The following is a 25456-nucleotide window of genomic DNA, read 5'->3' on the forward strand; positions in this document are numbered from 1 at the left end:
ATTGTTTATAACCAGAGCAAACAACTCACGCATCTATTTTTGATCACAGCTAATAAAGGATCGGTCAGTATCTGGTCACATACTCGAACTTATCCCGGAATTCCTCGGGGGACATATGCGCTGCGACCGCAAGCTGTACAAACTCAAGCCCGGGCTCAAAATCCTTCTTCTCGAGCCTTATCATGTACTGTCTTGCTATCCTGTACTGGATGGATTTCGTGTTGACCCTTCTAACAAGGGTCTTGCCCGTTTCCGGGTCTTTTATGTCGTCGAAAGGTATCGGGACTATCATGTTATTCTGTATTGAAACCATGGCATTTGTGCCGCCCTCCTTGAGGAACTCTATCGCCGCAAATCCAAGGTTTCTGGTGTACTCGATGTCGAAGGCATTCGGCGGGGCGCAGCGTACTTCGTACCCTATCTCCTTGTTGGTTATGTCCATCTTTATTCCCAGCGTTGCAAGGTTTGCCTGGACTTCCCGCTTGAGCACGCTTGAAAAGCTGATCTCTGCATAGCGGACATGTCCGTGGTCATCATGCTCTATGCAGCTGAGAGCCTCAAGATCTTCTTCCCTTATCCTCTCAAGCAATCCCTCCGCAACTACTGCAACTCCGTATTTCCTTTCTGAGGCAAGCCTTTTTATGATCGCCCCTGTAAGGATATCAACTATCAGCGACATGGGGATATGCTCCTTGCCCAAGAACTCTTCCGGTATGACAGTGACTGTTGCGCCGGCGCTCTTGCCGATGCCAAGCGCAAGATGTCCGGCCGTTCTGCCCATTGCTACTGCTATGAACCAGCGTCCGGTCGTCTTGGCATCTTCCATGAGGTTGGATACTAGCTGTGTGCCCAGCGACCTTGCTGTCTCAAAGCCAAATGTCGGGATACCTTCAGGCAGCGGCAGGTCATTGTCTATTGTTTTCGGTATGTGGACAAAGCTTATGGTAAGCCCCCGCTTGTTCATTGCGTAATCCGCAACACATGAAGCCGTGTAGGCCGTATCGTCACCGCCTATAGTTATAAGATGAGTGACACTGAGCTCTATCAGCGCATCGACCACCCTGCGGAGGTCTTCCTCTTTTTTGGTCGGGTTGTACCTTGAGGTGCGTATCACGCTGCCGCCGTCCGAGTGTATACGGCTGACCATTTCTATCGTGAGCGGTACGACATTTTTCTCTCCCTTTGCAAGACCCGAGAAACCGTCATAGACTCCATAAACATCCCAGCCTGATTTTTTTGCTTCGATGACTGCGGAACTTATAACGCTGTTTATCCCCGGAGCTGGTCCGCCCCCGCATACTATAGCAAGCGTTTTCTGTGTGATCTCGGTCATATGGCAACTCCCCTTCCTCTTTCCTGCCTGTTTCCTGTCTGAGCGGCAAAACGAGTCAATCTCATTCTGATCTCTATATATGACGAGACGATTTACACAAGGCAGGGGGATAATTTCTCCTCCACCCTGATGATCGGGGCATTGTGTTTTAAGTAATATTTTACACGATGACGAGATAAATCGATAATACAAATCTTGCTGTTTAGTTACCGGGACTGAGTTTGAGTCTGTTTTGGGGATCAATGCCGCAAGCCCTTCATCAGGAAGCAAAGTCTTCGGAATGGTTCTGGAAACGGAGGCCATCTGGCAGCGGAGAATCTTTTTTGCTTTCTCCCCCCGACTTGAACTCTGATCTGGGGGCCCACTTTTTTTCATGTTCCGGCGCTTCGAAGAGGGCAGCAGGTTTTATTATGCCCTGTTTGAATTCCCTGTTGATGGAGTCCACGGCCGAGGCTACCCTGAGTTTCTTTTCATCTCCCCCGTTTTCTTCTTCGAAGAGAGCTGCCTGCCTTCCTGCGGAAATATCTGAAAAATTAGAAAGTATGACACCGCACTTTTTATATTTGTATCCCGGGATGAAGATCTCCTTCAACATCTTTTCAGCGCTGCTCATGAGGTCTGCGTCGAGGGATACGGGCCTTATAAAAGTTGTCTCGCGGCCGTTGGCATAAAATTTTTCCGGATCAAACCTGCTTGTCGATATGAAAACAGACATTTTCCCCGTCGTCTGCCTGGCCTTGCGCAGCTGTTTCGCCGCTGAGACCGTAAAACAGAGAAGTGGATCCAGCATCTCTTCGTATGTAGTTATGGGATTTCCGAACGAACGGGAGACCATTATAGACTTTGGAGGCCTGCCGCCGGTATCCAGTGCATATGCCTGATGGCTCTTGAGTTCCCATGACGTGTAGAGACTCATTATGCCAAAAGTCTTTTTAACCCACATCTCATCTTTTTTGATAAAATCCGCAGCTGTTTTTATTCCCGACTTATCCAATTTTGTGCTTATCTTACGCCCTATGCCCCATATGTCGGCACATTCAAATTGTGACATGAAACCCATATCCATATATCTCGCCCTGTCCATCCAGAAGACTCCCCCCGTCTCATCGTTTTTTTTGGCATATTCAGTTGCCAGCTTGGAAAGGGTCTTTGTAGGCGCTATGCCTATGGATACGGGAATACGGCATTTGTCCCATATGTCTTTCTTTATCATACGGCAGTAGGATAAAGGGTCTTTTACGTTTGATATCCCCATGTTGAAAAAGGATTCATCTATAGAGTATATTTCGACTGCATCTGTATAGAGTTTGATCCGGGACATAATTTCGGCAGATATCTCCTGGTATAAAGACATGTTTGTGGACCTGATGGCAACGCCGTTGAAAGCAAGCATGTTCCTTATCTTGAAATAGGGATCCCCCATTTTTACTCCCATTTTTTTGACTTCGTTGGAACGGGAGATCACACAGCCGTCATTGGAAGAAAGAACTACGACCGGCCGGCTGTCGAGGTCATTGTCGACCCGGCGTTCGCATGAAACAAAGAAGTTGTTGCAGTCAGCAAGGGCTATAGATCTTTCATGTATAAGATCAGAAGTTTTCATATTGTCATCTCCCGCTTTATATATGACCTGACAGTATATATAACATGCAGCAATCTGTCTGTCAACATTTAGTATAAACTGACAATTAAAATGTTCTATTCTGAATACTATTGCAATAAAAATTTATAATGGTCTTCGTTTTTCTCTCTCCTCCAATATGGGGCCGGAAGTGATAATATTAAAAGACTGTGACACATGACCAAGGAGGCATCTCATGGGCAGCACAAGGCTTGAGTTTCTTATCGTTGACCCGCAGAACGATTTCTGCGATCCAAAAGGCGCCCTCTACGTGCCCGGAGCGCGTGAGGACTCCGTCAGGCTTGCTGATACAATAAAGAGACTCAGGGATAAGGTCAGCCATATAAGCGTTACTCTGGACACACATCGTCTTATAGACATCGCCCACCCCATCTTCTGGATGGACCCTGAAGGCAGACATCCAAATCCTTTTACTCTGATCACAAAGGAAGACCTCAAAAAGGGACTTTGGCACACAACAGTGCCGGGGCACATGGAGAGGGCTGTAAGCTACGTGGAAGAGCTGGAAAAAAACGATCGCTACGTGCTCTGCATCTGGCCTCCCCACTGCCTTATAGGATCATGGGGACACAACATTGCAAAGCCTGTCTATGAAGCCTTGCTTGAGTGGGAAGAGCGCTTTTCTTTTGTCGACTACACCTTGAAAGGACTTAATATGTGGACCGAACATTATTCGGCACTCAAAGCCGATGTCGAGGATCCGGAAGATCCGTCCACCAAGCTCAATGAAAAACTTATAAAGCGGCTTCATGAAACAGACATCCTGGCCATATCGGGACAGGCTCTTTCGCACTGTGTCGCAAACAGCGTCAGGGATCTGGCAGACAACTCGAACGGGGAAGACATCAAAAAACTGGTGCTGCTGACAGACACTACAAGCTCGGTAAAAGGATTTGAAAAATTAGGCGAAGATTTCGTTCTTGAGATGACCGGGCGCGGAATGCAGGTCTGCACATCAGATGAATTTGGGAGGAGCTTCTAATGGGGAAATTTTTTCGTGAGCCGGCAAGCGGGCTCAGCCATCTTGCAGGAGCACTGCTGTCGGTAGCAGGGCTGATCTTACTGCTCTATGCGGCCATAACTAACAGGGACGTCTGGCAGATAGTCTCCTTTTCGATATTCGGGGCAAGCATGATACTCCTGTATTCTGCAAGCGCTGCATATCACCTTGTCAATGCCTCCGAAAAAGCAATACGTATACTTCAGAAGATCGACCACAGCATGATATTCGTCCTCATAGCAGGGACATACACCCCGATATGCCTGACCCTGCTGAGGGGGCGGCTGGGCTACTGGCTTCTAGCCCTTATATGGTCCTGTGCCGCAGCCGGAATAGTTATGAAGATGTTCTTCTTTGATATACCAAGACTGCTTTACACCGGGGTATACCTGATAATGGGATGGATCGCGGTCTTTGTCATAGTACCCCTTTACAGGGCAGGCGGACCTCTTCCTCTGATATGGCTGCTCGCAGGGGGACTTTTCTACACAGCGGGAGGTATCATATATGCCATCAAAAAACCGAACATACTTCCGGGCTGGCTTGGCTTTCACGAACTCTTCCATATTTTTGTAATACTCGGAAGTACCGCTCACTATGTGATGATCCTACGGTTCTGCTGATACGGCATAAAAAGGCCGGGCTTCTGCCCGGCCTTTTTATCTTATCTCTCCATGTTCTTCGGAACTTTTGATCTCCAGGATCTTATTGCCGCTCCCTACAAATACTATTTTGGGAGAATGGAAATCTGCCTCTTTGGAATCGACCTGGCAGTAAGCAAGTATTATCACCTTATCACCGGGCTGTACCAGGCGGGCAGCCGCACCGTTCACGCATATCACGCCGTTTCCGCAGTCCCCCTCAATTGCATATGTATCAAACCTGCTGCCGTTATCTATGTCGACTACGCTGACCTTTTCATATTCAAGTATGCCCGACGCCTCCATAAGATCCCTGTCTATCGTTATGCTGCCAACGTAATGGAGGTTTGATTCTGTTACTGTTGCCCTGTGTATCTTTGCTTTAAGCATAGTGATTATCATTTTGCTGCCCCTTCGAAGGTAAAGTTGTCTATCAGTCTCGTTTTGCCAATATAAACAGCAACTGCCGCAAGCACAGGCTTCTCTATCCTTTGGACAGGCCTTAGGTCAGATGAGTCCACTATTTCTGCATAATCTATCTTTGCGAGAGGCTCTGCAGATATTCCTGCAGTTATGATATCCCTTATCTTCACAGCATCTTTTTCTCCTTTTCTCATAAGCTCCTTTGCTTCACCGAGGCTTCGGGATATGGAGAGTGCGGCTTTTCTTTCCTCAGGCGAAAGGTAGAGGTTTCTCGAACTCATCGCGAGTCCGTCAGGTTCGCGCACTATGGGACATGAAACGATCTCTGTCCCGAAGTTGAGATCCCTGACCATTCTCCTTATTATCGCTAGCTGCTGGGCATCCTTCTCTCCGAAATATGCTCTGTTGGGCAGGACGATGTTGAAAAGCTTTGAGACTACCGTGCATACACCGCGAAAATGGCCCGGCCTTTTTGCTCCGCACAGTCCGTCGCCGAGTTCTTTTATGTCTACGAAGGCAAAGTTGTCAGATGGGTACATCTCCGATGGCTGCGGCGCGAAGATGAGTTCTGCACCGGCTTTTTCACAGACTTCCCTGTCATGCGCCATGTCACGCGGATATTTATCCAGATCCTCGTTGGGACCGAATTGGATCGGGTTTACAAAGATACTGACCACGACCATGTCATTTTCTTTTCTGGCCCTCTCTATAAGGCTCATATGTCCGGGGTGCAGATATCCCATGGTCGGTACCAGACCGACGGAGAAACCTCTTTTTTTCCAGTTCCCTATTAACTCTCTGACTTCCTGAACACTGCCTGATATTATCATTTTATCCTGTTTCACACCTTTCATTGTTCAGTTTTTCAAAATAAAAAAAAGCTGATCTATAGTTTTTCAATTATTTCCGGATCTATCGTGAAGGAGTGCTCCGCTGTCGGGAATGCTCCGTTCCTTACAGCTTCAGCGTATTTTCTTATCCCCTCTTGCATAGACGCCCCTGCGTCGGAGAATACTTTTACGAATTTAGGCCTCATATCCGGGAACATGCCGAGCATGTCGTGAAATACCAGCACCTGGCCATCGCATGAAGCCCCGGCTCCTATGCCTATCGTAGGTATAGACACTGCCTCGGTTATTTTTTGGGCGAGAGCTGCAGGAACGCATTCAAGCGTGATGGAAAATGCTCCAGCATCTTCCAGGCGTTTCGCATCATCGATCAGTTTTTTCGCTGCCTCCAGCTGACGGCCCTGGACTTTAAAACCGCCGAAAATATTTACTGACTGCGGGGTAAGTCCTATGTGTCCCATTACAGGGATCTGTGCCTTAACTATTGCCTTTACCCGGTCTATTACATCTGCTCCGCCTTCAAGTTTTACAGCTTCGGCATACCCCTCCTGGACGAGTCTGCCTGCATTCCTGACGGCTTGTTCTACAGATACCTGATAAGACATGAATGGCATGTCGGAGATCAGGAGAGCCTCGTCCCTTCCCCTTGAAACAGCTTTCGTATGGTGGATCATATCCTCCATGGTCACCCTCAGAGTGTCCCTGTATCCGAGACAGACCATCCCAAGTGAGTCTCCGACCAGTATTGCGTCTACATCGCATGCATCTGCAAGCCTGGACATAGAATAGTCGTAAGCAGTTATTACAACTAGCTTTCTCCCCTTTGACTTTGCTTCAAGAAATGTGGCTGTTGTTTTTTTCATGATCTTAGTCCTTTCATTTTTTCATTCAGGCAAGTGCATGATTTTTATTTTTTAAGAAGTTCCAGCAATTCAGAGTTATCCCTTCCGGGATGCTTTACCCTCGAGAGTTCCGCCAGTCTTTTGGTGAGCAGACTGTAAATCAGCCTCTCCTCTTCTTCCAGAATATCCAGATGTTTCATGATCGTATCTGTGTCATTACGCTCTGCAGGTCCTGTAAGCGAGCCCGGCAAACCCTTTTCAGCTATGTTTTCGATGTTTCTTTTGATAAGGGGCAACATTGCCTCCAGAGCTTCTTCCCCTGAAACTCCGCATCTTCCAAAGGCTTCCGTGCCAATGCTCAGAAGCGCTGTGACCAAGTTTGAGACCATTACGTTCGAAGCATGATAGAGGTGTTTTTGGTTTTTGTCTATGACAAAGGTTTTGTTGCCCATGCAACGGAAGAGATCCCTGACTTCATCCAGCTTATCTTTTGATCCTTCTATGGTAAAGCATGCTTTCTCCACATCTTCGAAATCGCCGTCTCTTCCGCTGAAGGCAAACATCGGATGGACAGAGCAGCCATAAGAGCCTTTTGCCTCTATACCTTCAAAGACTTCAGAGGAGAGCACCCCGCTGAGATGGCATATGATCCTGCCCCTGATATCGTATTTTCGCAGATCTTCCCAGATTTTCCCGATAACTCCGTCAGGAGTCGAAACAATTATCATGTCGGAGGAGGCAGCAAGGTCAGACAGAACAGTAAAGGCATTGGATGATGTTATTTCAGCAGCTGAAATAGCTGAATTCATACTGCGGCTCATGTAACCAGAAATTTCGATCCCCTTGCTGCGAAAATACGCTCCGAGGGAAACACCGGCTTTTCCTGCTCCAATGAACCCAATACGCATTTTCTTTTCTTTATCCAATCGGACCATCCCCCTCTCATTTTCAGAAAATATCTTTTGCCGGGGCTAATTCGGAAACAATAGCACAGACAATGCCGGAGAGGCAACGTTTATGTTAAATGCAGAATGTAAGTATATCAAAGGGGCCGATCCCTGAGGATCCGCCCCTTTGAATAATTAATTATCTGATGTGTCTGATCCTTATGCTCTGCGCTTATCAGGAATGAACCATGCTATCGCCATAAATAATACACCCATTACAAGGAGTCCGGCATATCCTATTTCAGTCACAGAAGGATATTTGTCGGAGATCTTAAAGAGTGTCAATTTTCCGAAGTTGAAGGCTTTGAATATTCCGGTCGCCTCGAAGCTTCCGTACATAAGGGAGAATATCAGCGCTCCGACTATGCCTCCAATCGCGATCATAAGCGCCTGTTTATAGACATTGGTACCTATGGCAGCAAAGGATGTTCCAGGGCATGAGCCCACCATTCCGAATCCTACTCCAAAGATAAGACCACCGATGATCACTCCAAGATGCATCGTCTTGACGCTTAGGTGTGATAGGTTGAGTATCCCCAACATGTTGAAAGCGAAAAGCAGCACATTGGAAAGTCCTATTGCAAAGAGTATGATCTTAAAAATCGTATAGTCTTCGAGTCTCAGCATCTGGCGCATTTTGACAGGACTTGCGGCATCAGCCAGATACAGTGCGGCTCCAAATAAAGCTCCTGTTACAAGACCGATAAAAAGATCCATTCTGATACCCCCTATCCCAGTTTTTTCAACGCTTTGGCTACGGGGATCGCCACAGCAAAGGCACACGCCCCGAATACAAAACCGCTTATGCTTCCCTGCATGATACCGCTCATCATGTGGCCGCTCGTACAGCCGTCCGCAAGTCTGGCACCGAAGACGAAGATAAAGCCACCCAACAACTCACGGATGTAATATTTCTCAAAGGCAGACTTTGGTCCTGGCGCTCTGAGAGCATCCTGCGACATCTTTTTCCTCTTATTGGGATCCATGCTCCAGGCGATGAATCCTCCAAGTGGGATAGCAAGCAGAAATACCATCGGGAAGTTGAGCGGTTCTTTTATCTCTTTTGCAAGAGTCCCTTCACTTTTGTCATAATATGGATTAGTACTGCGGTAGCCGCTCTTGCGTGAACTGTCTTCTGTAATTACCGAGGGATCGATCACGCTGTGGATCATTCCACCTATCATCGAAAACTGGGTCGAAACTCCGACCGGCTTGATAACGAGGACCGAAATCGCGAAGACAAACCCCAGAAATACCGCTTTGAACAGCCAAGCGTGGGAATTTTCATTCATCTCCATTTGCCGCCTCCCTTATAATAGTGTAAATTTTTAGAACATTTATTTACATAGTTATTATATATGACGCTGCTGCCACCGTTTGTGACCAAGTCACACAACTATGTCCTTAATAGGTGAAATGGCCGTTCCGGCGTAATTTTCAGTTTTTGCCGGATGATATTGAAGTTGCCTCTGAAAAACATCTTGCATAAAAAATATGCAGTAAAATTATTTTTGAAAAGTCAGGATAAAAATACTCTTTTGGGGAGTGCTTATATGTTTACGAGGAAAAGGACCTTCGAGATAATCCAGGTCGGAAGTGATAACGACCATGAAAGCAGGATGTTTGATTATGCACTGGTCGCGTTTATTATACTGAATCTATTTATCGCTCTCTTTTCAACATTTGAAGAATCGGTTAAATATCAAAAAATAATGTTTATAACAGAATTTATGACAGTGATATTCTTTACAGTGGAATTCGCTCTGAGGCTTTGGACTGCAGACTTTTTATACCCTGAAAAGGGCAGCCGCCCGGCCGCTGCACTCAAATTTTTCTTTTCTCCGATGGGCATTGTCGACTTCCTGGCTTTCTTCCCTTTCTATCTGCCCAATTTTATGCCCTTCGGTGTGGTAGCTTTTCGGATATTCAGGGTCATTAGGATATTCAAGCTCTTTAGAATTACCAGATACCAGGATTCCCTCAATGTAATAACTGATGTGCTTATCAAGAGGAAAAATCAGCTTCTTTCTTCTGTCTTTCTGGTCCTTATTCTTATGATCTCCGCATCAATACTCATGTACGGGATAGAACATAAAGCACAGCCGGATGTATTCAGGAACGCATTTTCAGGCTTCTGGTGGGCAACGTCGACCCTTCTTACCGTCGGGTATGGTGACATCTATCCTGTCACCCCTCTGGGAAGGGTGGTGGGCATCATACTGACCTTCCTGGGGGTCGGAATGGTAGCTGTACCTACTGGCATACTTTCCGCCGGATTCATCGAACAGATCAGCGAAATAGAGGATCCGGAAAAGAAGACCGCCGGTGAATATTGCTCGAGATGCGGACATAAGCTTCGGCAAGAGTAAATGCACGGCAGGGCTTATTTCGCCAGCCCGAAGACTTTGCTTACCTCCTGAACGAAAATTATTCCCTTCCCCGGTTTTTCTATCTCCATTTTTTCACTGATGGAGGAGGCTATTGCTTCAGAATCTTTTTTCTCGGAAAGGATAAGAACTATTTCCTTCTCAGGCTCGATGTCCATAAAAAAAAGCCTGCTTGTCTCGTGTATGCCCGACCCCCTTCCATTTATTATGGTCCCTCCCTTCGAACCTGCAGCAGTTGCAGCATCGATGACATCTTCCGCCTTGCCCTTGTCGACTACTGCTGTTATCAAGCAGTGCATCGCTTCTTCAGCCCCTTCCTCCATTTCTCTTTCAGCAGCTTTGCATCCTACTGATCCTATCATTTCGTTTACCGGAACAGTAAAAGCTATCCCGTGGTTTGGTCTGTCAAATTCAAACTTTTTATCAAGTGCCTCCAATGCCGATCTGGCAGTCATTTTATTCGCTCCCATCAGCACTATCTCTTTCCGAATATCCGACAGGCCCAAAAAATCAGCTATTGAACTGTTTGCCGTTCCTTTGGCCAAGAATATCGTCCCTCCGGAAATACCGAATTTTTTTGCCGCCTGCATCACCTTGCTGCCCTTTCCGAAATTCACTATCGCCCAGATGAGTTCAAAGCATGCTTTTTCTGTATCATTTATCATCACTTTTCAGACCTTCTTTCTTTGATTTCATCTGAAAGACCGCACCCAGAAGCTGAAGAGCGATTATAGGGGTCATGGCGACCATCGCTATGACCCCGAAACCGTCTGAGAGGATGCTTGCAGTCTCCACAGCATCTGCGACTCCATGGGCAAAAGCAAGAACGAATGTTGCGGTCATAGGTCCCGACGCCACCCCTCCGGAATCAAAGGCGATGCCCACAAACAGTCTCGGTACATAATACGACATTGCGATAGATATTATGTAACCGGGAAGGAGAAAATGCCAGAGACTTATCTGAGGCATTAGGATGTTGATCACAGCAAGGGCCACTGCCGAGCCGACCCCTATGCTCAGTGTCCCCATTACAAGACTCCTTTTGACGTAACCGCTCGTTACATTTTCGATCTGATGTGTCAGTACATAGACGGCCGGTTCAGCAAGCACGGTAACAAGGCCCAGAATGAATCCGACAGATATGACATAAATTTTGTTTTCTATGAGGGTGAGATTTCGCCCTATAAGACTTCCCACTTCCATGAATCCTCCATTGACTCCGACAAGAAATAGGACAAGGCCGACAAATGCAAAAACAAGGCCGTTTACTATTCTTCTTACGGCTTTGTATGACAGTCTGAAGGAGAGCTTCTGGAAAACCGCAAAGATAACAACGACAGGCAACAGCGCCAATAATACTTCCACTGAAACTGTCGGCAGTTTTTCTAAGAAAGGGCTCATTATCGAATGATAGGAAGCATCTTCAGCCGGAAGGCCCCCTGTAAGTTTCTCGGTTTTTGACAGTATACCCATGAGCATGACCCCGATGATCGCTCCCACAGACGCTATGCCTACCATGCCGAAACTGTCTATTTCGGAGGCCTTGCTATCTTTTTTCAGTACCGATACCCCTGCTGCCAGAGCCAGTATGAAAGGCACCGTCACGGCTCCTGTGGTCGCTCCTGAGGCATCAAAGGATATCGCCATAAATTCATTCGGCGTAAAACAGGCAAGGGAAAATACTACAAGATAGAGCACCGTGAATATCTTGTTGACGGCTAGATTGTAGAGTATCCTTATAAAACCCAGGGCCAGCATAAGCGCGATCCCTGCAGATACGACCAGCACTATACCCGCTTTTCCTATGCTGCCGGCGGTCACATTTTCCACCTGTTGAGCCAGTATGTGAAGATCCGGCTCCGCGACGGATATCACAAAACCGAGTATAAGACCGGCCGCTATGACGATAAGGAGCCTGTTTGTCTTAGCGATCGAAGCACCCATGAGATTGCCTATCTGCGTTATCCCGATGTCGACCCCGAGAAGAAACACTGTCAGACCTGCAACGATCAAAAGCGCGCCCACAATAAATCTTATATAAAGGTCAGCGCCAAGGGGAGTGATGGTGAAGTTCAAAATGGTGACTATAATCGTTATCGGCAGGACCGCCAGGAGGACCTCCCTGAGTTTCTCGGTAAGCACATTCAAAAGATAAAACTCCCCTCCGGGCAAGTAGTTCTTTCTGGGTCTGCATAAAGACCTGACTCATAAATAATGCCTTACTGATTATAACAAATAGTTCCGAGTAAAAGGATCCTGCTGCTTTCCGTTATGTGGTAAAATTTGAACATCAAGATCAACTATTCTGTAAATTAAAAAAGAATGTATAATTGCTTTAGATTACAAATTTAACGAGCAGACAGAGAGTAATGATCTTCACCACACTACCCCTGGACTCTTTATGCAGGTGATGAGATGGAAAAGCCGTTTAAATTCACGGAAAGGCAGTGCCGTGAATTTATTGAAAAGGCTTCAGAACTGATTTTCTGTGCCGACATGGATGGCAATCTGATGTATGTCAACAAGTGCTGGAAAGCAAAGCTCGGTTACAGCGAAAAAGAGGCCTGCCTGATGACCTTGTGGGATGTGATACACCCGGATCATCTTGAAAGATGCAGACAGTATTTCGTCCTTATCAAGGAAGGCAAAGCGCCCGATCCTGAAAAAGAGAGCATCGAAACAATATTCATCTCAAAGGCAAGAGAACCTTTAAAGGTTGAAATGAACGCCGGCTGTCTCCTTGAATGCTGCAACGGGCAAAATGTCATAATGTGCTCCTTCAATGACATTTCCGCCAGGCCAAAGGCTGAGGAAAGGATCACATACCTGGCCGGACTCGTCGAACAGAGCGACGATATGATAGCCTTCAAAGACCTGGACCTTAAGGTAGTCGCCGCAAATGATTCGTACGCAAAACTGTCCGGCCATTCTTCGGCCCGGGATATCCTGGGAAAGAACTGTGCCGAAATTTTCGGGTTTTCGCCGGACGCGGATCCCGGGAAATTTTATCTGGAACGGGATATGGAGGCGCAGCAACTCAAACCGGGAGATTACCTGCTCGCAGAAAATATCATCGACCTGCCGAAATTCAAAGACAGGCACATCATCTCAAAAAAATTCCCCGTATATAACTCTGCCGGCAATTTGATTGGGACAGGAGACATAATAAGGGAGACGACAGAGTTCAAAAAGACCCAGACAAGACTCTACGAAAGCCAGCAGCACTTCAAGCTTCTCGTTGACCAGATGCTCCATGGGCTGGCCGTTCATGAAATCATTTGCGACGATAGCGGCAGTCCCTATGATTACAGGTTCATCAGCATAAACAAAAAATTTGAGGAACAGACGGGCCTCAGGGCAGAGGATGTTATAGGAAAGACCGTTCTGGAAGTCCTGCCCAACACAGAGAAGGTCTGGATAGAGAAGTACGGAAGGGTAGCGCTTACAGGTGAACCGATCCAGTTCGACAGCTACTCTGCCCATTTCGACAAGTGGTACCGCGTATCATCATACTCACCCAAATACGGGCAATTCGCAGTCGTGTCAGATGACATCACGGAGAGAAAGAAACTTGAAGAGGCTCTCTATATCGAGAAAGAACAGATCGAAAAGACCCTTCTCTCCGTGGGTGACGGTGTGATCTCCACCGACAAGAACGGAAGGATAACATTAATGAACAAGGCAGCTGAAAACCTTACCGGGAGGAAGCTGAAAAATGTTTTGGGAATGAAGATAAATGAGATTTACGACATAAGGGACGATACGACAAAAGACAAAATGCCGTCACATTTTGAAAAAGTTCTCCAAAAAGGTGAGCAAATAAACGACCGGGACCATAAACTCCTGATATCCAAAAACGGGAATGAACTCCTCATCGAATACTCTGCTGCCCCTGTGAGAGACAAAAGGGGAAATGTGACGGGAATGATCCTTGTCTTCAGGGACAGTACGGAAAAAATAGAAAGGCTGAAGCAGGTGGAGTACCTGAGTCTCCATGACCACATGACCGGCCTGTACAACAGGAGATACATGCATGATTCAATAAAAAGGCTTGACACAAGACGAAACCTTCCCTTTTCAATGATTTATATGGATCTGAACGGACTGAAGCTGATCAACGACTCCCTCGGGCATGAGATGGGAGACAGGCTCATAGTCTCTGTAGCGAATGTGCTCAGAGATATGCTCCGGAGCGACGACATTGTGGGGCGGCTGGGCGGTGATGAATTCCTGATCCTCCTTCCACGGACGGACAACGAGGGTGCCGAAAAAATATCGGAAAGGATACTCAAAGCAATTTCCGAAACTAACGCAGGCTCCCTGGTACCCTCAGTAGCGGTCGGATCTGCAGTTAAAACAGAAGAGGACCAAAATATCTATGATGTACTTAAAAGAGCTGAATCTTCGATGTACAGAAACAAATTGAAGAGCGGAAAAATGATGAGAAACACGATCGTTGAAAATCTGATCAGGCTGACAGAGAGCAAACATGCCGCGGTCCAGGATCATTCAAAACGGGTCATGGGTTTCTGCGAAAGGATCGCCAATGCTATGGATCTCTCTGACAGAGAGACGGCTGATCTCAAAACTACAGCCCTGCTCCACAACATCGGCGAGATCGTTATACCTGCGTCTTTGCTCAACAAACCCGATAAACTGACCGAAGAAGAGTACGAGCAGATAAAGATGCATTCGGAGAAAGGCTATCAGATATTGAAGTCAATAGACGAATACGCAGCGCTTGCGGAATCTGTCCTCCAGCACCATGAAAGGTGGGACGGCAAGGGGTATCCGGAGGGACTGAAAGAAGGCGACATACTGCTCCATTCAAGGATAATCAACGTGGCAGACGCATATGAGGCAATGACTTCTGACAGGCCTTATAAAAGAGCGATAAGCCGGGAAGAGGCTATAGAGGAACTCAAAAAGTGCCGCGGCAAGCAGTTTGACCCGGATATCGTGGATATATTCATTGACAAGGTCCTTTTGAAAAAAGAGAGTCCCGCAGACACAGCCATTTGCTGATCGTGGATCCGCTGCGGGACCTTAAACAATTATGAGATCAAGACCGGGCCGGAACACATTTAGGATGTTCCGGCCCGTCGCTTAGCTTCTTGACCCGGCTTTCAGGCTGATTTTATTTCGTTTTAAGCTGCCTGACTACGTCGATCACCGTTCCGTCGCGCCACTCAACGACTCCTATGATGCGGTCTTCCGTAGCGACGGGGTCTGTCGGGCCGGACATCTTGTGCGCCCTTGAAACGAGTTCGTCCATCGAGACAAGCGGGAGTCCCTTTACTGCTGAGCAGGCATCAAGAAGATCCTTCCTCTTGGGATTGATCGTTATACCGTACTCCGTGACTATCGCATCCACTACCTCACCCGGAGTTGTAACACTGTAGACATTGTCAGTGACACACGGGATGCGTCCGCGGAGGAGAGGCTGGGCTATTATCGTAAGCTTGGCTCCGGCGGCTGTGTCCTGGTGTCCGCCTGTCCCGTGCAGCAACGCTCCGTCGGCCTCGGTGTTTACGTTGGCATTGAAGTTTACATCGACCTCAGTCGCTCCGAGGATAACGACGTCAAGCATGTTGACAGCTGCGCCCGAGTTCCATGGGTTGGCGTACCAGTCGGCCGATATTTCGATGTGCTTCGGGTTTTCCCCTATAGAACGAACGGCTTCAAGGTCAAAGGACTGGACGTCCATCAGCCTTTCTACCAATCCCTCTTTGAGGAGTTCAACGAAGTAGCCCGTGATGCCTCCGAGGCCAAAGCTGCCTTTGATGCCCTTCTTTATCATGGCTTCCTTCATGAATGCCGTGACTGCAAGGGGTATGCCGCCCGCACCGGTCTGGAAGGAGATGCCTTCCTTGAAGTAAGGGCTGGCCTCGATCAGCTCTGAAGCATATTTTGCTATGAGCAGACGGAGGGGGTCCCTTGTCACTTTCGTGGTTCCTGAAACTATCCCCGCGGGGTCACCGATGCTCGGCACTTCGACAACTATGTCGACGTTCAGCTGTGACATCGATATAGGAGCCGCCGGATATGGCTGCAGATTGTCTGTTACTGCAATGACACAGTCGGCATACTGGGCATCCGTGAAGGCGTATCCAAGCGATCCGCATGCGGACTTACCCTGGGTGCCGCAGATATTTCCATACTTGTCGGCTGTCGGAGCGGCTATGAAGGCCACGTCTATGTGGACATCTCCTGAAATGACCGCCCGGGGGCGTCCGCCGTGACTTCTCAATACTACAGGGACATCCATTCCCCCCTCAGATACAAGCTGTCCTATCGGCCCGTTTACAGATCCCATTATTCTGGAAATGACACCGTTTTTGATGTGTTCGATCAGTTTTTTATGTACACCGAAGAGGGCTGTCGGGAAGAGGGTCAGGTTTTTGATCCCCATCTCCGCGCAGGCATCGATGACCATATTGACGACATAGTCGCCGTTACGAAGGTGGTGGTGGAATGATACCGTCATTCCGCTTTTAAGTCCGGAAGCGGCGATCGCAGCCTTGATGTCGCTTACGCGCTTATCGGTGCATGTGCTGTCGATGCAGCGGATCTTTCCGCCTGCCCTGTACCCTTCAGGCTTTAAGGCAAATGCGCCCTGAAAGAGCTTTGTTTTGCCGTATCCTTCAATAAATTCAGGTATCTCTCGGCCCAGTGCGTTCTTCGCCATCTTACCTCACCTCCAAAAGTCCGGCCTTGAGAAGTGTGTATTCCGCTCTCTTGACGACCGGGATATCGACCATTCTTCCGTCGACAGAGACTGCGCCCTGGCCGCGCTCCGCAGCTTCCTTCGCTGCCGCTACTATCTTGAGGGCCTTCTCTATTTCCTGCTCCGTCGGGTTGAAGACATCATGTATGATCGGTATCTGGTTTGGATGGATGACGCTCTTTCCTTCAAAACCAAGCTGTTTTATGAATTCCGTCTCTTTGCGCAGTCCCGCGTCATCTGTGACCCTGGGGAAGACTGTATCGATCGGGTCAACACCGGCTGCTCTGGCAGCGAACACAAGCATGCGGCGGGCCCAGTCAAGCTCGGTCCCTTCGTTTGAACGGCTCGTCTTAAGGTCTGCCGTGAGGTCTTCTCCGCCCGGGATTATCGCTGCAACGCGCGAAGATGCCGAAGCTATGTCAAATGCATTCCAAATCCCCCTTGCAGTTTCAAGCAGACAAAATATCTTTGTTCGTCCGACAGGTATGCCGTTTTTATCCTCAATTATTGAGAGTTCTTCATCGATCATCCTGACTGTATTAGCGTCATCGACCTTGGGCGCCCTTACTCCCTGAAGCGCCGGGAAAGGAACAACGGCCGCGAGGTCGTCCTTCCAGTACTCGGTGTCAACTCCGTTGATGCGGACTGTAACCTCACAGCTGCCGAATTCACCCTGCCTGAGGAAATGCTGGACAAGTATGCGGGCCGTGTCCTTTTCAGCCATTGCTACGGCATCTTCCAAATCGAGTATCAGACCGTCCGAACCGAAGAGATACCCTCTTGTAAGCATGTTTGGATTGTTGCCCGGAAGGTACAGCATCGTACGGCGCATTACCTCTCACCTCCCATAAGCCTCTTTACAGCGGCCTCCACCCTTGCACCCAAAACTATGTCCAGGGCACCGTTGTCCTGGATCGAAATGTCGATATCCTTTACACCCATGGAAGCGATTACCTCAGAGACCTTCTTTTCCATGGCTGATCTGAATCTTGCCGCACTGCTCCCGGCTATCTGTATTTTTACGCCTGCGCCCTGGGCTGTATCAGAGACCGTTACGAGACAGTCCATTGATTCCAGAGTCCCTGCCTGAGCTGTATTCATGGTATTTTACCTCCCTGTTGATGTCATGGAGAAACGGCCTGCCTGCCCCTCTCAACCGAGAGCTGGGAAGGCAGGCCGTTTATTTGTTTAGTTTTTTGATCTTTTAGTTTTGCTGCTTGACTGAAACTGCAAAGCCGACTTAATTTTAGGATTTAATCGTTGAATCCTATGAGGCTGTCCTCGTCCCACGCGCACATCTTGCGGACTTTAGCCTTCGCCGCTTCGAGCTTCTCTCCCTTGAATGCGGGATCGATCTTGCCGGCTATTGCTGCTGCCATGTCGATGGTGCTGGCTGCGTTCTTCTCCCAGTCGGGATCGCCGCGGAAGTCACGGAGAACGTCGTATGTAAGTGTGCCCGGCTTGTTTTCAACCAGGACTTCGCCAAGAGCCTTCTCTATCTTCTGGGCTGCTTCGTCAAGGCCGAGGTACTCGAGCATCATCTTTGATGTCAGCACCATTGCGCTCGGGTTTACCCTGTACTGGTGAGCATATTTCGGCACGGAACCGCTGCTGGGTTCAAAGAGTGCTGCATCTTTGCCTATGTTGCCGCTAGGGGCAAATCCCAGGCCGCCCGTAAGCTGTGAAGCTTCGTCAGAGAGGATGTCTCCGAAGACGTTGCTTGCGACTATTACGCTGTAATCCTGCGGGTTCTTGATCAGCCACATTGCTGTAGCGTCGGCGTTCTCTTCGATGCCTTTGATGCCGTACTGCTCGTATTCCTTTGCGATCTCGAGGAATACCCTCTTCATCATTCCGTCTGTCTCGCGGATGACGTTTGCCTTGTTGCAGCAGTGAACGGTCTTGCGGCCCGTAGCCTTCGCATATTCAAAGGCTGCGCGGATTATGCGCTCGCAGCCGTCTTTGGAGAAGACGCGCCATGAAACTGCCACTTCACGGCCCTTGAATCTCTCCATGCCCTTGTGCAGGTCAAACATAGCTTCCGGAAGCGGGTAGAATTCGACTGCCGCGTAGAGGTCTTCTGTGTTTTCACGGAATAGGACGATGTCGATGTTGGGGTCGTTAGCAAGAGGAGTTCCGATCCCGGGAAGTTTCTTCGCAGGGCGGAGGTTGATGTAAAGGTCAAAGAGCTGGCGCATCTGGAGAATGGCTGACTTGAATCCCTTTACCCCGGCCTTTGATGTGATGGCTGCCATGAGTGTCGCGTCTGTCTCACGGATCGATTTGATGGTTTCGGGCGGGACTGTGTTGCAGCGGGGATCGCCTTCGCCGAATTTCTTGTTTGATTTTTCCCACATGCACCAGCCTAGGTCGGCACGGACCCAGTCGATGGGAAGATTGAGGGATTCGAGGACCAGAAGCGCGCCCTCCATCATGTCGAATCCGGAGTCGTCCCCGGCCATGTAACACACCTTGTAGCGGTCCTTCTGTTCCTTCACTTTCAGAGCATTGCCTGACATATTATTTCCTCCTCTTGATTTTTACTTTTTATTTGATAACCATCCGGTCCATGTTTGCATAAAGCAAGATCCTGCTTAAGATCCCGACCGGACAGCCTAAAACCTGCGATACCTGACTTCTGTCAGGCCTTAGGCGAGTCCCAGTGATTTCTTGACGTGTGGGATAAGTCCGCCGTCTTTGATCAGTCCCTGTACAAACTCAGGGTATGCGGGGAACTTGAATTCTTTGCCGCCTGCCTTGATCACGCCGCTCTCGAAATCGACCTCTACCTCGTCACCCATGCTGATGGCATCAACTGCTTCGGGGCATACGATGATCGGAAGACCTTCGTTGAAACAGTTGCGATAGTAGATACGTGCAAAGCTCTTGGCGATGATGACTGCGATACCGCGTTCTTTGATGCATGATACGGCCTGCTCGCGGCTGGAACCGCAGCCCCAGTTTTTGCCGCCGACGATTATGTCGCCCGGTTTTGCGTTCTTGTTGAATTCCATGTCAAGGTCTTCAAGAGCGACCTTCGCCATGTCGGCGCGTTCCTTGATCGTGTAGGTGTACTTGCCGGGGAAAATAACGTCCGTGTTTACGTCGTCTCCGTATTTCCAAACTTTACCTTTGACAGACATGTTAAAGCGCCTCCCTCGGATCGGAGATCTCGCCCTTTAAGGCGGATGCTGCGACCATCATCGGGCTTGCAAGGTAGATGAAGCTGTCCTTGTCGCCCATGCGGCCCTTAAAGTTACGGTTTGCTGTGCTGATGGCTGCCTCTTCAGGCGCAAGGATGCCTTCGTGGTTACCCATGCATGGTCCGCATCCCGGGTTGCAGATGACGCATCCGGAATCAAGGAATACATCCAGAAGTCCCTCTCTCATTGCCTGGCGGTAGACTATCCAGGAGGCGGGGATGACTATCGTACGGACTGCGACTTTCTTGCCCTTAAGGATCGCTGCAGCCGCGCGGAGGTCTTCAATACGTCCGTTCGTGCAGCTTCCGAGGAACGCCTCGTGGATCTTTGTGCCCTTGACTTCGCTGATCGGGGCATAGTTGTCGACCTTGTGCGGTTTCGCCACGCCGGGTTCGATGTCGCCGAGGTCATAGTGGTACTCAGCTGCGTAGACTGCGTCGTCGTCTGCCCAGAGGGGCTCCCAGCGGTCGCACTTCGCGTTGTCCCTGATCGCGTCGAGGACCTTCTGGTCGGGTCTGCAGACGGCGTTCTTTGCTCCGAACTCTATGCCCATGTTGCAGAGGGTCATCCTCTCAGCGATGCTCATGTTGTCGATGCCTTCGCCGTGGAACTCTACGCTCATGTAGTCGGCTCCGTCAGCCTTTACATCTCCGATGAACTTAAGGATGAAATCCTTTGCGGAAACGCCTGGCTTGAATTTGCCTGTGACTACAACTTTCATGCTTTCGGGGACCTTGAACCAGATCTTGCCTGTCGCCCATGCCGCTGCCATCTCCGAACGCCCGATACCGGTCGAGAATGCGCCGTAGGCTCCGTATGTGCAGGTGTGGCTGTCGCTTCCCACCATGATAAGTCCGGGGAGAGCGAAGCCTTCCTCGCACATCTTCTGATGGCACACTCCGCCGTCGCTGGTCACGTCGTAGAAATGCTTGATGCCCTGCTCTGCGGAGAACTCACGGACTTCCTTGTGGTTCACCGCGTGGTCGCTGGAAGGTGCCGGGACTGCGTGGTCAAGGATAAAGACTATGCGCTCGGGCTTCCATACGTTCTTAACGCCAATTTTCTTGAATGTTCTTGCGATCGGAGCCCCGTTGTCGTGGCTCATGCACCAGTCAGGTTCGACTGTTACGACCTGGTTGGCTACTACGTCGTAGCCGGCCGCCCTGCCAAGTGCCTTTTCGGCAAATGTCTTGCCCATCTTACTTTCACGCTCCCTGTATAAATATATTAAAAGTTTCTGATCGTTTAAGCGAGTTGCCTGTCTTAAGAGTGAAGCGGCTGTCATTTTTTTCTTTGATGCTTAACAGCCGCTTTACTCTTTATCTGCTTATTTCTTCGCAGCTGCCTGGGCCTTGAGGTATTCCATAAGGCCGCCTGCCTGCATTATGTCGTTTTCAAGGTCGCTGACCGCATCGCCGTGGAATTCATGCCCGCTGGTCACATCCTTGATGGTACCCGTTGAAAGTTCAACTTCAAGCTGGTCTCCGTCATTGATCTTTCCCTCTTTGATGGCATCTGAGATGCCCTTTACAAAGAGGACAGGATAGCCGTTGTTGATGGCGTTGCGGTAGTAGATACGTGAGCATGTCTCGGCAAGTACTACAGGAATGCCGGAGTATTCTATGCAGTAGACCGCGTGCTCACGGCTTGAGCCGCATCCGAAGTTCTTTCCGGCGACCACAAAATCTCCTGGTTTTACTTCCTTGGCAAAATGCTCTTTGCCGGGGTAGTACTCGAACGCATACTGAGGCATGTTCTTTGGGTCTGTCTCGGCAAGATACTTGTTGTGGTAGATGAGGTCAGTATCGACGTCGTCACCGAATACCCACGCTCTGCCCTTGAGAATTTCGCTCATGTCAATCTTCCTCCTCTAGCCCAGAATGTCCCTGGGGTCTGTGATGACGCCTTTGACTGCGGTTGCCATTGCAGACATGGGGCTCATAAGGTAAGTGTGGCTTCCTTTGCCTACCTTGCCTATGAAGTTGCGGTTAGTGGTCGAGCATCCGACATCTCCGCTGGGGAGGGCTCCGTAGTGCTCCGCTGTGCAGAGTGCGCATGTCGGGTTGGTGAATACGATGCCTGCTTCGAGGAACTTCTCGATCATTCCAGCCTTTGCGCATGCAAGCTGCACTTCGGTCGTGCTGGGAGTGATTATCGTGCGGACCTTCGGGCTGACCTTGCCGCCGCCTGCCATGAGGACATCGTAGGCTGCCTTGATATCTTCAAAACGTCCGTTAGAGCATGATCCGATATGGACCTGGTCTACTACTGCTCCTGCAACTTCCCTGACCGGCTTCACGTTGTCCGGGGCATCCGGGCATGACGCAAGGGGTTCGAGGTTGGTGACGTCGTATTTGAGGACCTTGCAGTACTCTGCATCGGCGTCTGCCGAAAGCTCTTTCACTCTCTGCTCAACTTCCGGTCCGGCTCGCTCGACGAGCCACTTCAGGACTTCGCCGTTCGGCATGATGATAGGAACTTTTCCGCTCATCTCCGTTACCATTGAACAGAGGGTTATGCGGTCTGCAAGGGTCGAGTTTTCGATCGTCTCGCCTGTGAACTCGACCGCGAGGAAGTCCATGCCGCCGGCACCGAGATCTCCGACGATATGTGTGAGGAGGTCTCTCATGCAGACACCCTTCTGGAACTTTCCCGTAACTTCGATCTTCATCGTTTCTGGAACGCGGAACCAGTTGGTACCATTGATCCAGGAGGCTGCGATGTCTGAGTTGCCGACGCCTGTCGCAAATGCGCCTACTCCGCCAAGGAGGTTCATGTGGCTGTCTGTCCCGAGGACCACATCTCCGGGTTTGATCATTCCGGCTTCAAGCATTACGTGCTGTCCGATGCCGTAGTTGATGTCGAATACGCGTTTGATGCCCTGTTTCTTTGCGAATTCGCGGATTATCTTCTGGTTTGCGGAAACCTTCTCAGAGTGTGAAGGTGCCTGGAGGTCAAAAGTAAATGCGATCTTATCAGGATCCCATACTTTTGCGTCAGCTCCCATTTCCTTCTCGAACTGCAGTACGCAGTTTGCTCCGCCGAAGTCACGTGCGGTCGACCAGTCTATTTTGCACCATACGCGGTCTCCAACTTTTACGGGTTTACCTGCTGCCCGCTCCATGATCTTGACTATTGCTGTCTTGCCCATGTCGGTTATCCCTCCGTTTTTTTGAAGCTGCTTATTTCATTCCAAGGAACGACTTCACGCTCTCAAAGTTCATAAAGTCGGCCTTGTTTACCATTACGCCTTCGGGGCTGCGGAGTGTACCGTCGCCCTCATGTGCGTGGTTTGCGATGATGTGTCCGATCTCATCGGGGCATCCGTTGCGAAGCGCGATAACGGTCCCTGAGAAGGGATGGCGAAGGTTCTTGCCCATTGTTGATTTGACTGTTTCACCTGCTGCGTTCTTCTCGTACTCGACGAGCTTGCCTACGTCATGGAGCAGTGCCCCTGCCACGAGAAGATCGTTGTCCATCATGAACTTGGGATCCTTTGCGGGATAGATGGCATTGAACTCGTCCATTGATTTCTTTGCGATGCGGGTCACGCCTTTGACGTGATCCAGATATGTAAAGGGACAGTTGGGGATAAGAAGGGTGAATGGGATCTTATCCATGTCATCGGGTTCCCAGCCGCCTGTCTTAAGTGCGTCGACATAAGAAGCTACGACCTTGTCCTGCATACCCTTATCCTTGATCCACTCGATTTCAGGGAACAGCTCTCTGATTCTTTTCTCCATGATGATTCCTCCTGTTTTTCTATTGTTTTTCCGAGTTGCCTTTTGCTCTATGTCCGGCCAGCCCGCAGTTACTGGGCCGCAATGCCCTTATGAAGTGTTTTGTATATCCTGTCGATGTGGTTCGACGCCATTTCTCTGGCCAGTTCAACGTTATGGTCGAGAATAGCCTCGTACATCTCACGGTGTTCGGCGAGGAAGGCTTCCTTGTCATCCAGGAGGTTGTAGATCTTGTCGTGAGTAGCCATTATCAGATCAAAATTCATCCTGGTTATGTTTACGAAGACAAAATTATGTGTCGCCTCCGCAAGCGCAAGGTGGAAGTCAAAATCCGACTGAGCCCTCTGGTTTGGATCTCCCAGTCTCTTTTCTGTGGAGGTCAGCACCCGCAGCAGCCTTGTCAGATCAGATGAAGTTGCCCTCATTGCGCTTTCGGCCGCTATTGCGGGGTCGAGGATCCTCCGGGCCTCCATAAGCTCAAGCACTGCAGAGTCCTCAAGGCGAATATTTTTTTCGTCTTCTGCGGGGGGTTTGGGGTGGCGCACAAAACGGCCCTTTCCAGGGACCGATTCGATCAGCCCCAGCAGTTCCATGACTCTGAAGGCCTCCCTCAAGGAACTCCTGCTGACGCCGAAGTCATCCATGAGCTGCCTTTCCGAAGGAAGCGGATCTCCCGGAAGTATTTCTCCCTTTGAAATGGATTCCTTTAATTTTTCTACAACCTTCTCATATATACGGGTCCCCCGTGAGACTTGAGTTTCGATCATGTGAAAAAACTCCTTTCCTGGACCACCCAGTATACCTTATAGCATGCCCAAAAGAAAAATTCAAGGGCAAAACCATAGTCTAAATAGTCTGATTATTCAGCGGCAAAGGGTCCTTTGCTCTATTTGCCGCGCATATTGGCACCGGCGGCGGATCCGCACTGGTTCAGACCAAAGGGGAAATAGTGAGTATCTCTGCCGGAGCAGGAGTAAAATCAGTAACCACTACAATTATTGTTTATTTTAAAAATTTAAATTTGGCGTTCCTGGTGGTCGGACCACTTGTTTAATTGTTTCATAATGATATAGGTCAGGAATGTCGCATAGGTTGACTTGGATATATGAGGCATATAATATCTTGGGGAGTGAAAAGAGCTAAGGGGAGGCTTAAGGGAATGCCACGAGAAAAACTTGGAGTATTTTCAAAAAAGAGGGCCTTTACCCTTGTGGAACTCCTTATAGCAGTGATGATCATAGGAATACTTGCAGGTATGATGCTCATGTCGGCGGGATCTGCGACTGACTCCGCAAAGGCCGCAAGGATCATATCGGACCTCAGGAACATGAAAGCCGCGGCGCTCATGTACTGGGCGGATAACAGGAGCTGGCCAAGATGGTTTTATGCCGGAGAAGCCTACCACGATTCTTATGGTAAAGCTCTACCCTCAAAGTACAGTGATCTCACAAAGCAAGGAGACGGCTATATTTTGGTAGCAATGCAAGGAAAACAAGACTCCACCGTTTATGCAGCTGCCGATGTTTCCAAACTTGATCCGGGGGTAAGAAAAGTACTTGAGAAAAAATCAAAAGAATCGTCTCTTTACGGAGGAGATCTTGCCGATATGCCAAATTTGACTCTGGAAGGTGTAGTCGCTTCACCCTACCAAGCCGGGCATGAAGCAGTTATTACAATAATCAGCAAATAACCTTTTTGCGTACCGCTTCCCGTATGACACTAA

The 25456-nt window shown here is 49.1% G+C and carries 25 protein-coding genes; 5 read left to right on the forward strand and 20 right to left on the reverse strand.

The genetic code is table 11. The features are described 5' to 3' along the window. Positions 1-64: 64 nt before the first annotated feature. Entirely contained in the window at positions 65-1333 is a 1269-nt protein-coding gene (gene pfp, locus OLM33_00115) for a diphosphate--fructose-6-phosphate 1-phosphotransferase (GenBank protein MCW1712076.1), read from the reverse strand. 259 nt (positions 1334-1592) lie between these two features. Beyond that, complete coding sequence (locus OLM33_00120) at positions 1593-2936, reverse strand: Y-family DNA polymerase (GenBank protein MCW1712077.1); 1344 nt, start codon at positions 2934-2936, stop codon at positions 1593-1595. A gap of 214 nt (positions 2937-3150) precedes the next feature. Here OLM33_00120 and OLM33_00125 point away from each other — a divergent pair, with 214 nt between their 5' ends. Together OLM33_00125 and OLM33_00130 are read left to right on the forward strand one after the other, a co-directional pair. Continuing rightward, the gene (locus OLM33_00125) at positions 3151-3957 is read left to right on the forward strand and encodes a cysteine hydrolase family protein (protein ID MCW1712078.1); all 807 of its coding nucleotides are present in this window, start codon (positions 3151-3153) and stop codon (positions 3955-3957) included. Beyond that, on the forward strand, positions 3957-4598 hold the full coding sequence (locus tag OLM33_00130; GenBank protein MCW1712079.1) for a hemolysin III family protein: 642 nt from the start codon (positions 3957-3959) through the stop codon (positions 4596-4598). Before OLM33_00125 ends, OLM33_00130 begins: the two co-directional genes overlap by 1 nt. Positions 4599-4634: 36 nt before the next feature. On the opposite strand, the gene OLM33_00135 is transcribed toward OLM33_00130, so the two are convergent. The 6 genes from OLM33_00135 to OLM33_00160 form a co-directional block, all read right to left on the reverse strand. After that, positions 4635-5018: an aspartate 1-decarboxylase gene (locus OLM33_00135; GenBank protein ID MCW1712080.1), complete on the reverse strand. Its 384-nt coding sequence runs from the start codon at positions 5016-5018 to the stop codon at positions 4635-4637. Then, a complete protein-coding gene (gene panC, locus OLM33_00140; GenBank protein ID MCW1712081.1) occupies positions 5015-5869 on the reverse strand; it encodes a pantoate--beta-alanine ligase in 855 nt (284 codons plus the stop codon). Before panC ends, OLM33_00135 begins: the two co-directional genes overlap by 4 nt. Before the next feature lie 56 nt (positions 5870-5925). After that, a complete protein-coding gene (panB, locus tag OLM33_00145) occupies positions 5926-6750 on the reverse strand; it encodes a 3-methyl-2-oxobutanoate hydroxymethyltransferase (GenBank protein ID MCW1712082.1) in 825 nt (274 codons plus the stop codon). Between the two features lie 44 nt (positions 6751-6794). Beyond that, a complete protein-coding gene (locus tag OLM33_00150; GenBank protein MCW1712083.1) occupies positions 6795-7655 on the reverse strand; it encodes a DUF2520 domain-containing protein in 861 nt (286 codons plus the stop codon). 180 nt (positions 7656-7835) lie between these two features. Then, positions 7836-8393, reverse strand: coding sequence for a YeeE/YedE family protein (locus OLM33_00155; GenBank protein ID MCW1712084.1), 558 nt, complete (start codon positions 8391-8393; stop codon positions 7836-7838). A gap of 11 nt (positions 8394-8404) precedes the next feature. Beyond that, positions 8405-8974 carry a YeeE/YedE family protein gene (locus OLM33_00160; protein MCW1712085.1) on the reverse strand — a complete coding sequence of 190 codons (570 nt, stop codon included), beginning with the start codon at positions 8972-8974 and terminating at the stop codon, positions 8405-8407. A 255-nt stretch (positions 8975-9229) separates the two neighbouring features. On the opposite strand from OLM33_00160, the gene OLM33_00165 reads away from it, so the two are divergent. Next, positions 9230-10045: an ion transporter gene (locus tag OLM33_00165; protein MCW1712086.1), complete on the forward strand. Its 816-nt coding sequence runs from the start codon at positions 9230-9232 to the stop codon at positions 10043-10045. A gap of 14 nt (positions 10046-10059) precedes the next feature. Here OLM33_00165 and OLM33_00170 read toward each other — a convergent pair whose 3' ends face one another. Together OLM33_00170 and OLM33_00175 are read right to left on the reverse strand one after the other, a co-directional pair. Then, positions 10060-10728 (reverse strand): P-II family nitrogen regulator, encoded by a 669-nt coding sequence (locus OLM33_00170; protein ID MCW1712087.1) that lies wholly within the window; start codon positions 10726-10728, stop codon positions 10060-10062. Next, positions 10718-12205, reverse strand: coding sequence for a DUF1538 domain-containing protein (locus tag OLM33_00175; protein ID MCW1712088.1), 1488 nt, complete (start codon positions 12203-12205; stop codon positions 10718-10720). The genes OLM33_00170 and OLM33_00175 overlap by 11 nt, the downstream gene beginning before the upstream one ends. Positions 12206-12478: 273 nt before the next feature. On the opposite strand from OLM33_00175, the gene OLM33_00180 reads away from it, so the two are divergent. Next, complete coding sequence (locus tag OLM33_00180; GenBank protein MCW1712089.1) at positions 12479-15088, forward strand: PAS domain S-box protein; 2610 nt, start codon at positions 12479-12481, stop codon at positions 15086-15088. Between the two features lie 112 nt (positions 15089-15200). Here the strand turns inward: OLM33_00180 and citF are convergent, their stop codons facing one another. From citF to OLM33_00230, 10 genes are all read right to left on the reverse strand, one after another. After that, positions 15201-16751, reverse strand: coding sequence for a citrate lyase subunit alpha (gene citF, locus OLM33_00185; GenBank protein MCW1712090.1), 1551 nt, complete (start codon positions 16749-16751; stop codon positions 15201-15203). Position 16752: 1 nt separating this feature from the next. Then, positions 16753-17622 (reverse strand): CoA ester lyase, encoded by an 870-nt coding sequence (locus OLM33_00190; protein ID MCW1712091.1) that lies wholly within the window; start codon positions 17620-17622, stop codon positions 16753-16755. Next, positions 17622-17891 (reverse strand): citrate lyase acyl carrier protein, encoded by a 270-nt coding sequence (gene citD / locus OLM33_00195; GenBank protein ID MCW1712092.1) that lies wholly within the window; start codon positions 17889-17891, stop codon positions 17622-17624. The genes OLM33_00190 and citD overlap by 1 nt, the downstream gene beginning before the upstream one ends. Before the next feature lie 152 nt (positions 17892-18043). After that, positions 18044-19309, reverse strand: coding sequence for an isocitrate/isopropylmalate family dehydrogenase (locus tag OLM33_00200; protein MCW1712093.1), 1266 nt, complete (start codon positions 19307-19309; stop codon positions 18044-18046). 129 nt (positions 19310-19438) lie between these two features. Next, entirely contained in the window at positions 19439-19933 is a 495-nt protein-coding gene (locus OLM33_00205; GenBank protein MCW1712094.1) for a 3-isopropylmalate dehydratase small subunit, read from the reverse strand. A gap of 1 nt (position 19934) precedes the next feature. Continuing rightward, the gene (locus OLM33_00210; protein ID MCW1712095.1) at positions 19935-21191 is read right to left on the reverse strand and encodes a 3-isopropylmalate dehydratase large subunit; all 1257 of its coding nucleotides are present in this window, start codon (positions 21189-21191) and stop codon (positions 19935-19937) included. A gap of 129 nt (positions 21192-21320) precedes the next feature. Next, positions 21321-21848 (reverse strand): 3-isopropylmalate dehydratase small subunit, encoded by a 528-nt coding sequence (gene leuD / locus OLM33_00215; GenBank protein ID MCW1712096.1) that lies wholly within the window; start codon positions 21846-21848, stop codon positions 21321-21323. A 15-nt stretch (positions 21849-21863) separates the two neighbouring features. Then, a complete protein-coding gene (locus OLM33_00220; GenBank protein ID MCW1712097.1) occupies positions 21864-23144 on the reverse strand; it encodes an aconitase/3-isopropylmalate dehydratase large subunit family protein in 1281 nt (426 codons plus the stop codon). 31 nt (positions 23145-23175) lie between these two features. Next, positions 23176-23736 (reverse strand): HD domain-containing protein, encoded by a 561-nt coding sequence (locus OLM33_00225; protein ID MCW1712098.1) that lies wholly within the window; start codon positions 23734-23736, stop codon positions 23176-23178. 68 nt (positions 23737-23804) lie between these two features. After that, a complete protein-coding gene (locus tag OLM33_00230) occupies positions 23805-24500 on the reverse strand; it encodes a FadR family transcriptional regulator (GenBank protein ID MCW1712099.1) in 696 nt (231 codons plus the stop codon). A 392-nt stretch (positions 24501-24892) separates the two neighbouring features. Between OLM33_00230 and OLM33_00235 the strand changes: the two genes are divergently transcribed. Continuing rightward, positions 24893-25423 (forward strand): prepilin-type N-terminal cleavage/methylation domain-containing protein, encoded by a 531-nt coding sequence (locus OLM33_00235; protein MCW1712100.1) that lies wholly within the window; start codon positions 24893-24895, stop codon positions 25421-25423. Positions 25424-25456: the final 33 nt, after the last annotated feature.

The organism is Synergistaceae bacterium DZ-S4 (genome assembly GCA_025943965.1).
In the GTDB taxonomy this organism is placed as follows: domain Bacteria; phylum Synergistota; class Synergistia; order Synergistales; family Synergistaceae; genus Caenicola; species Caenicola nitritireducens.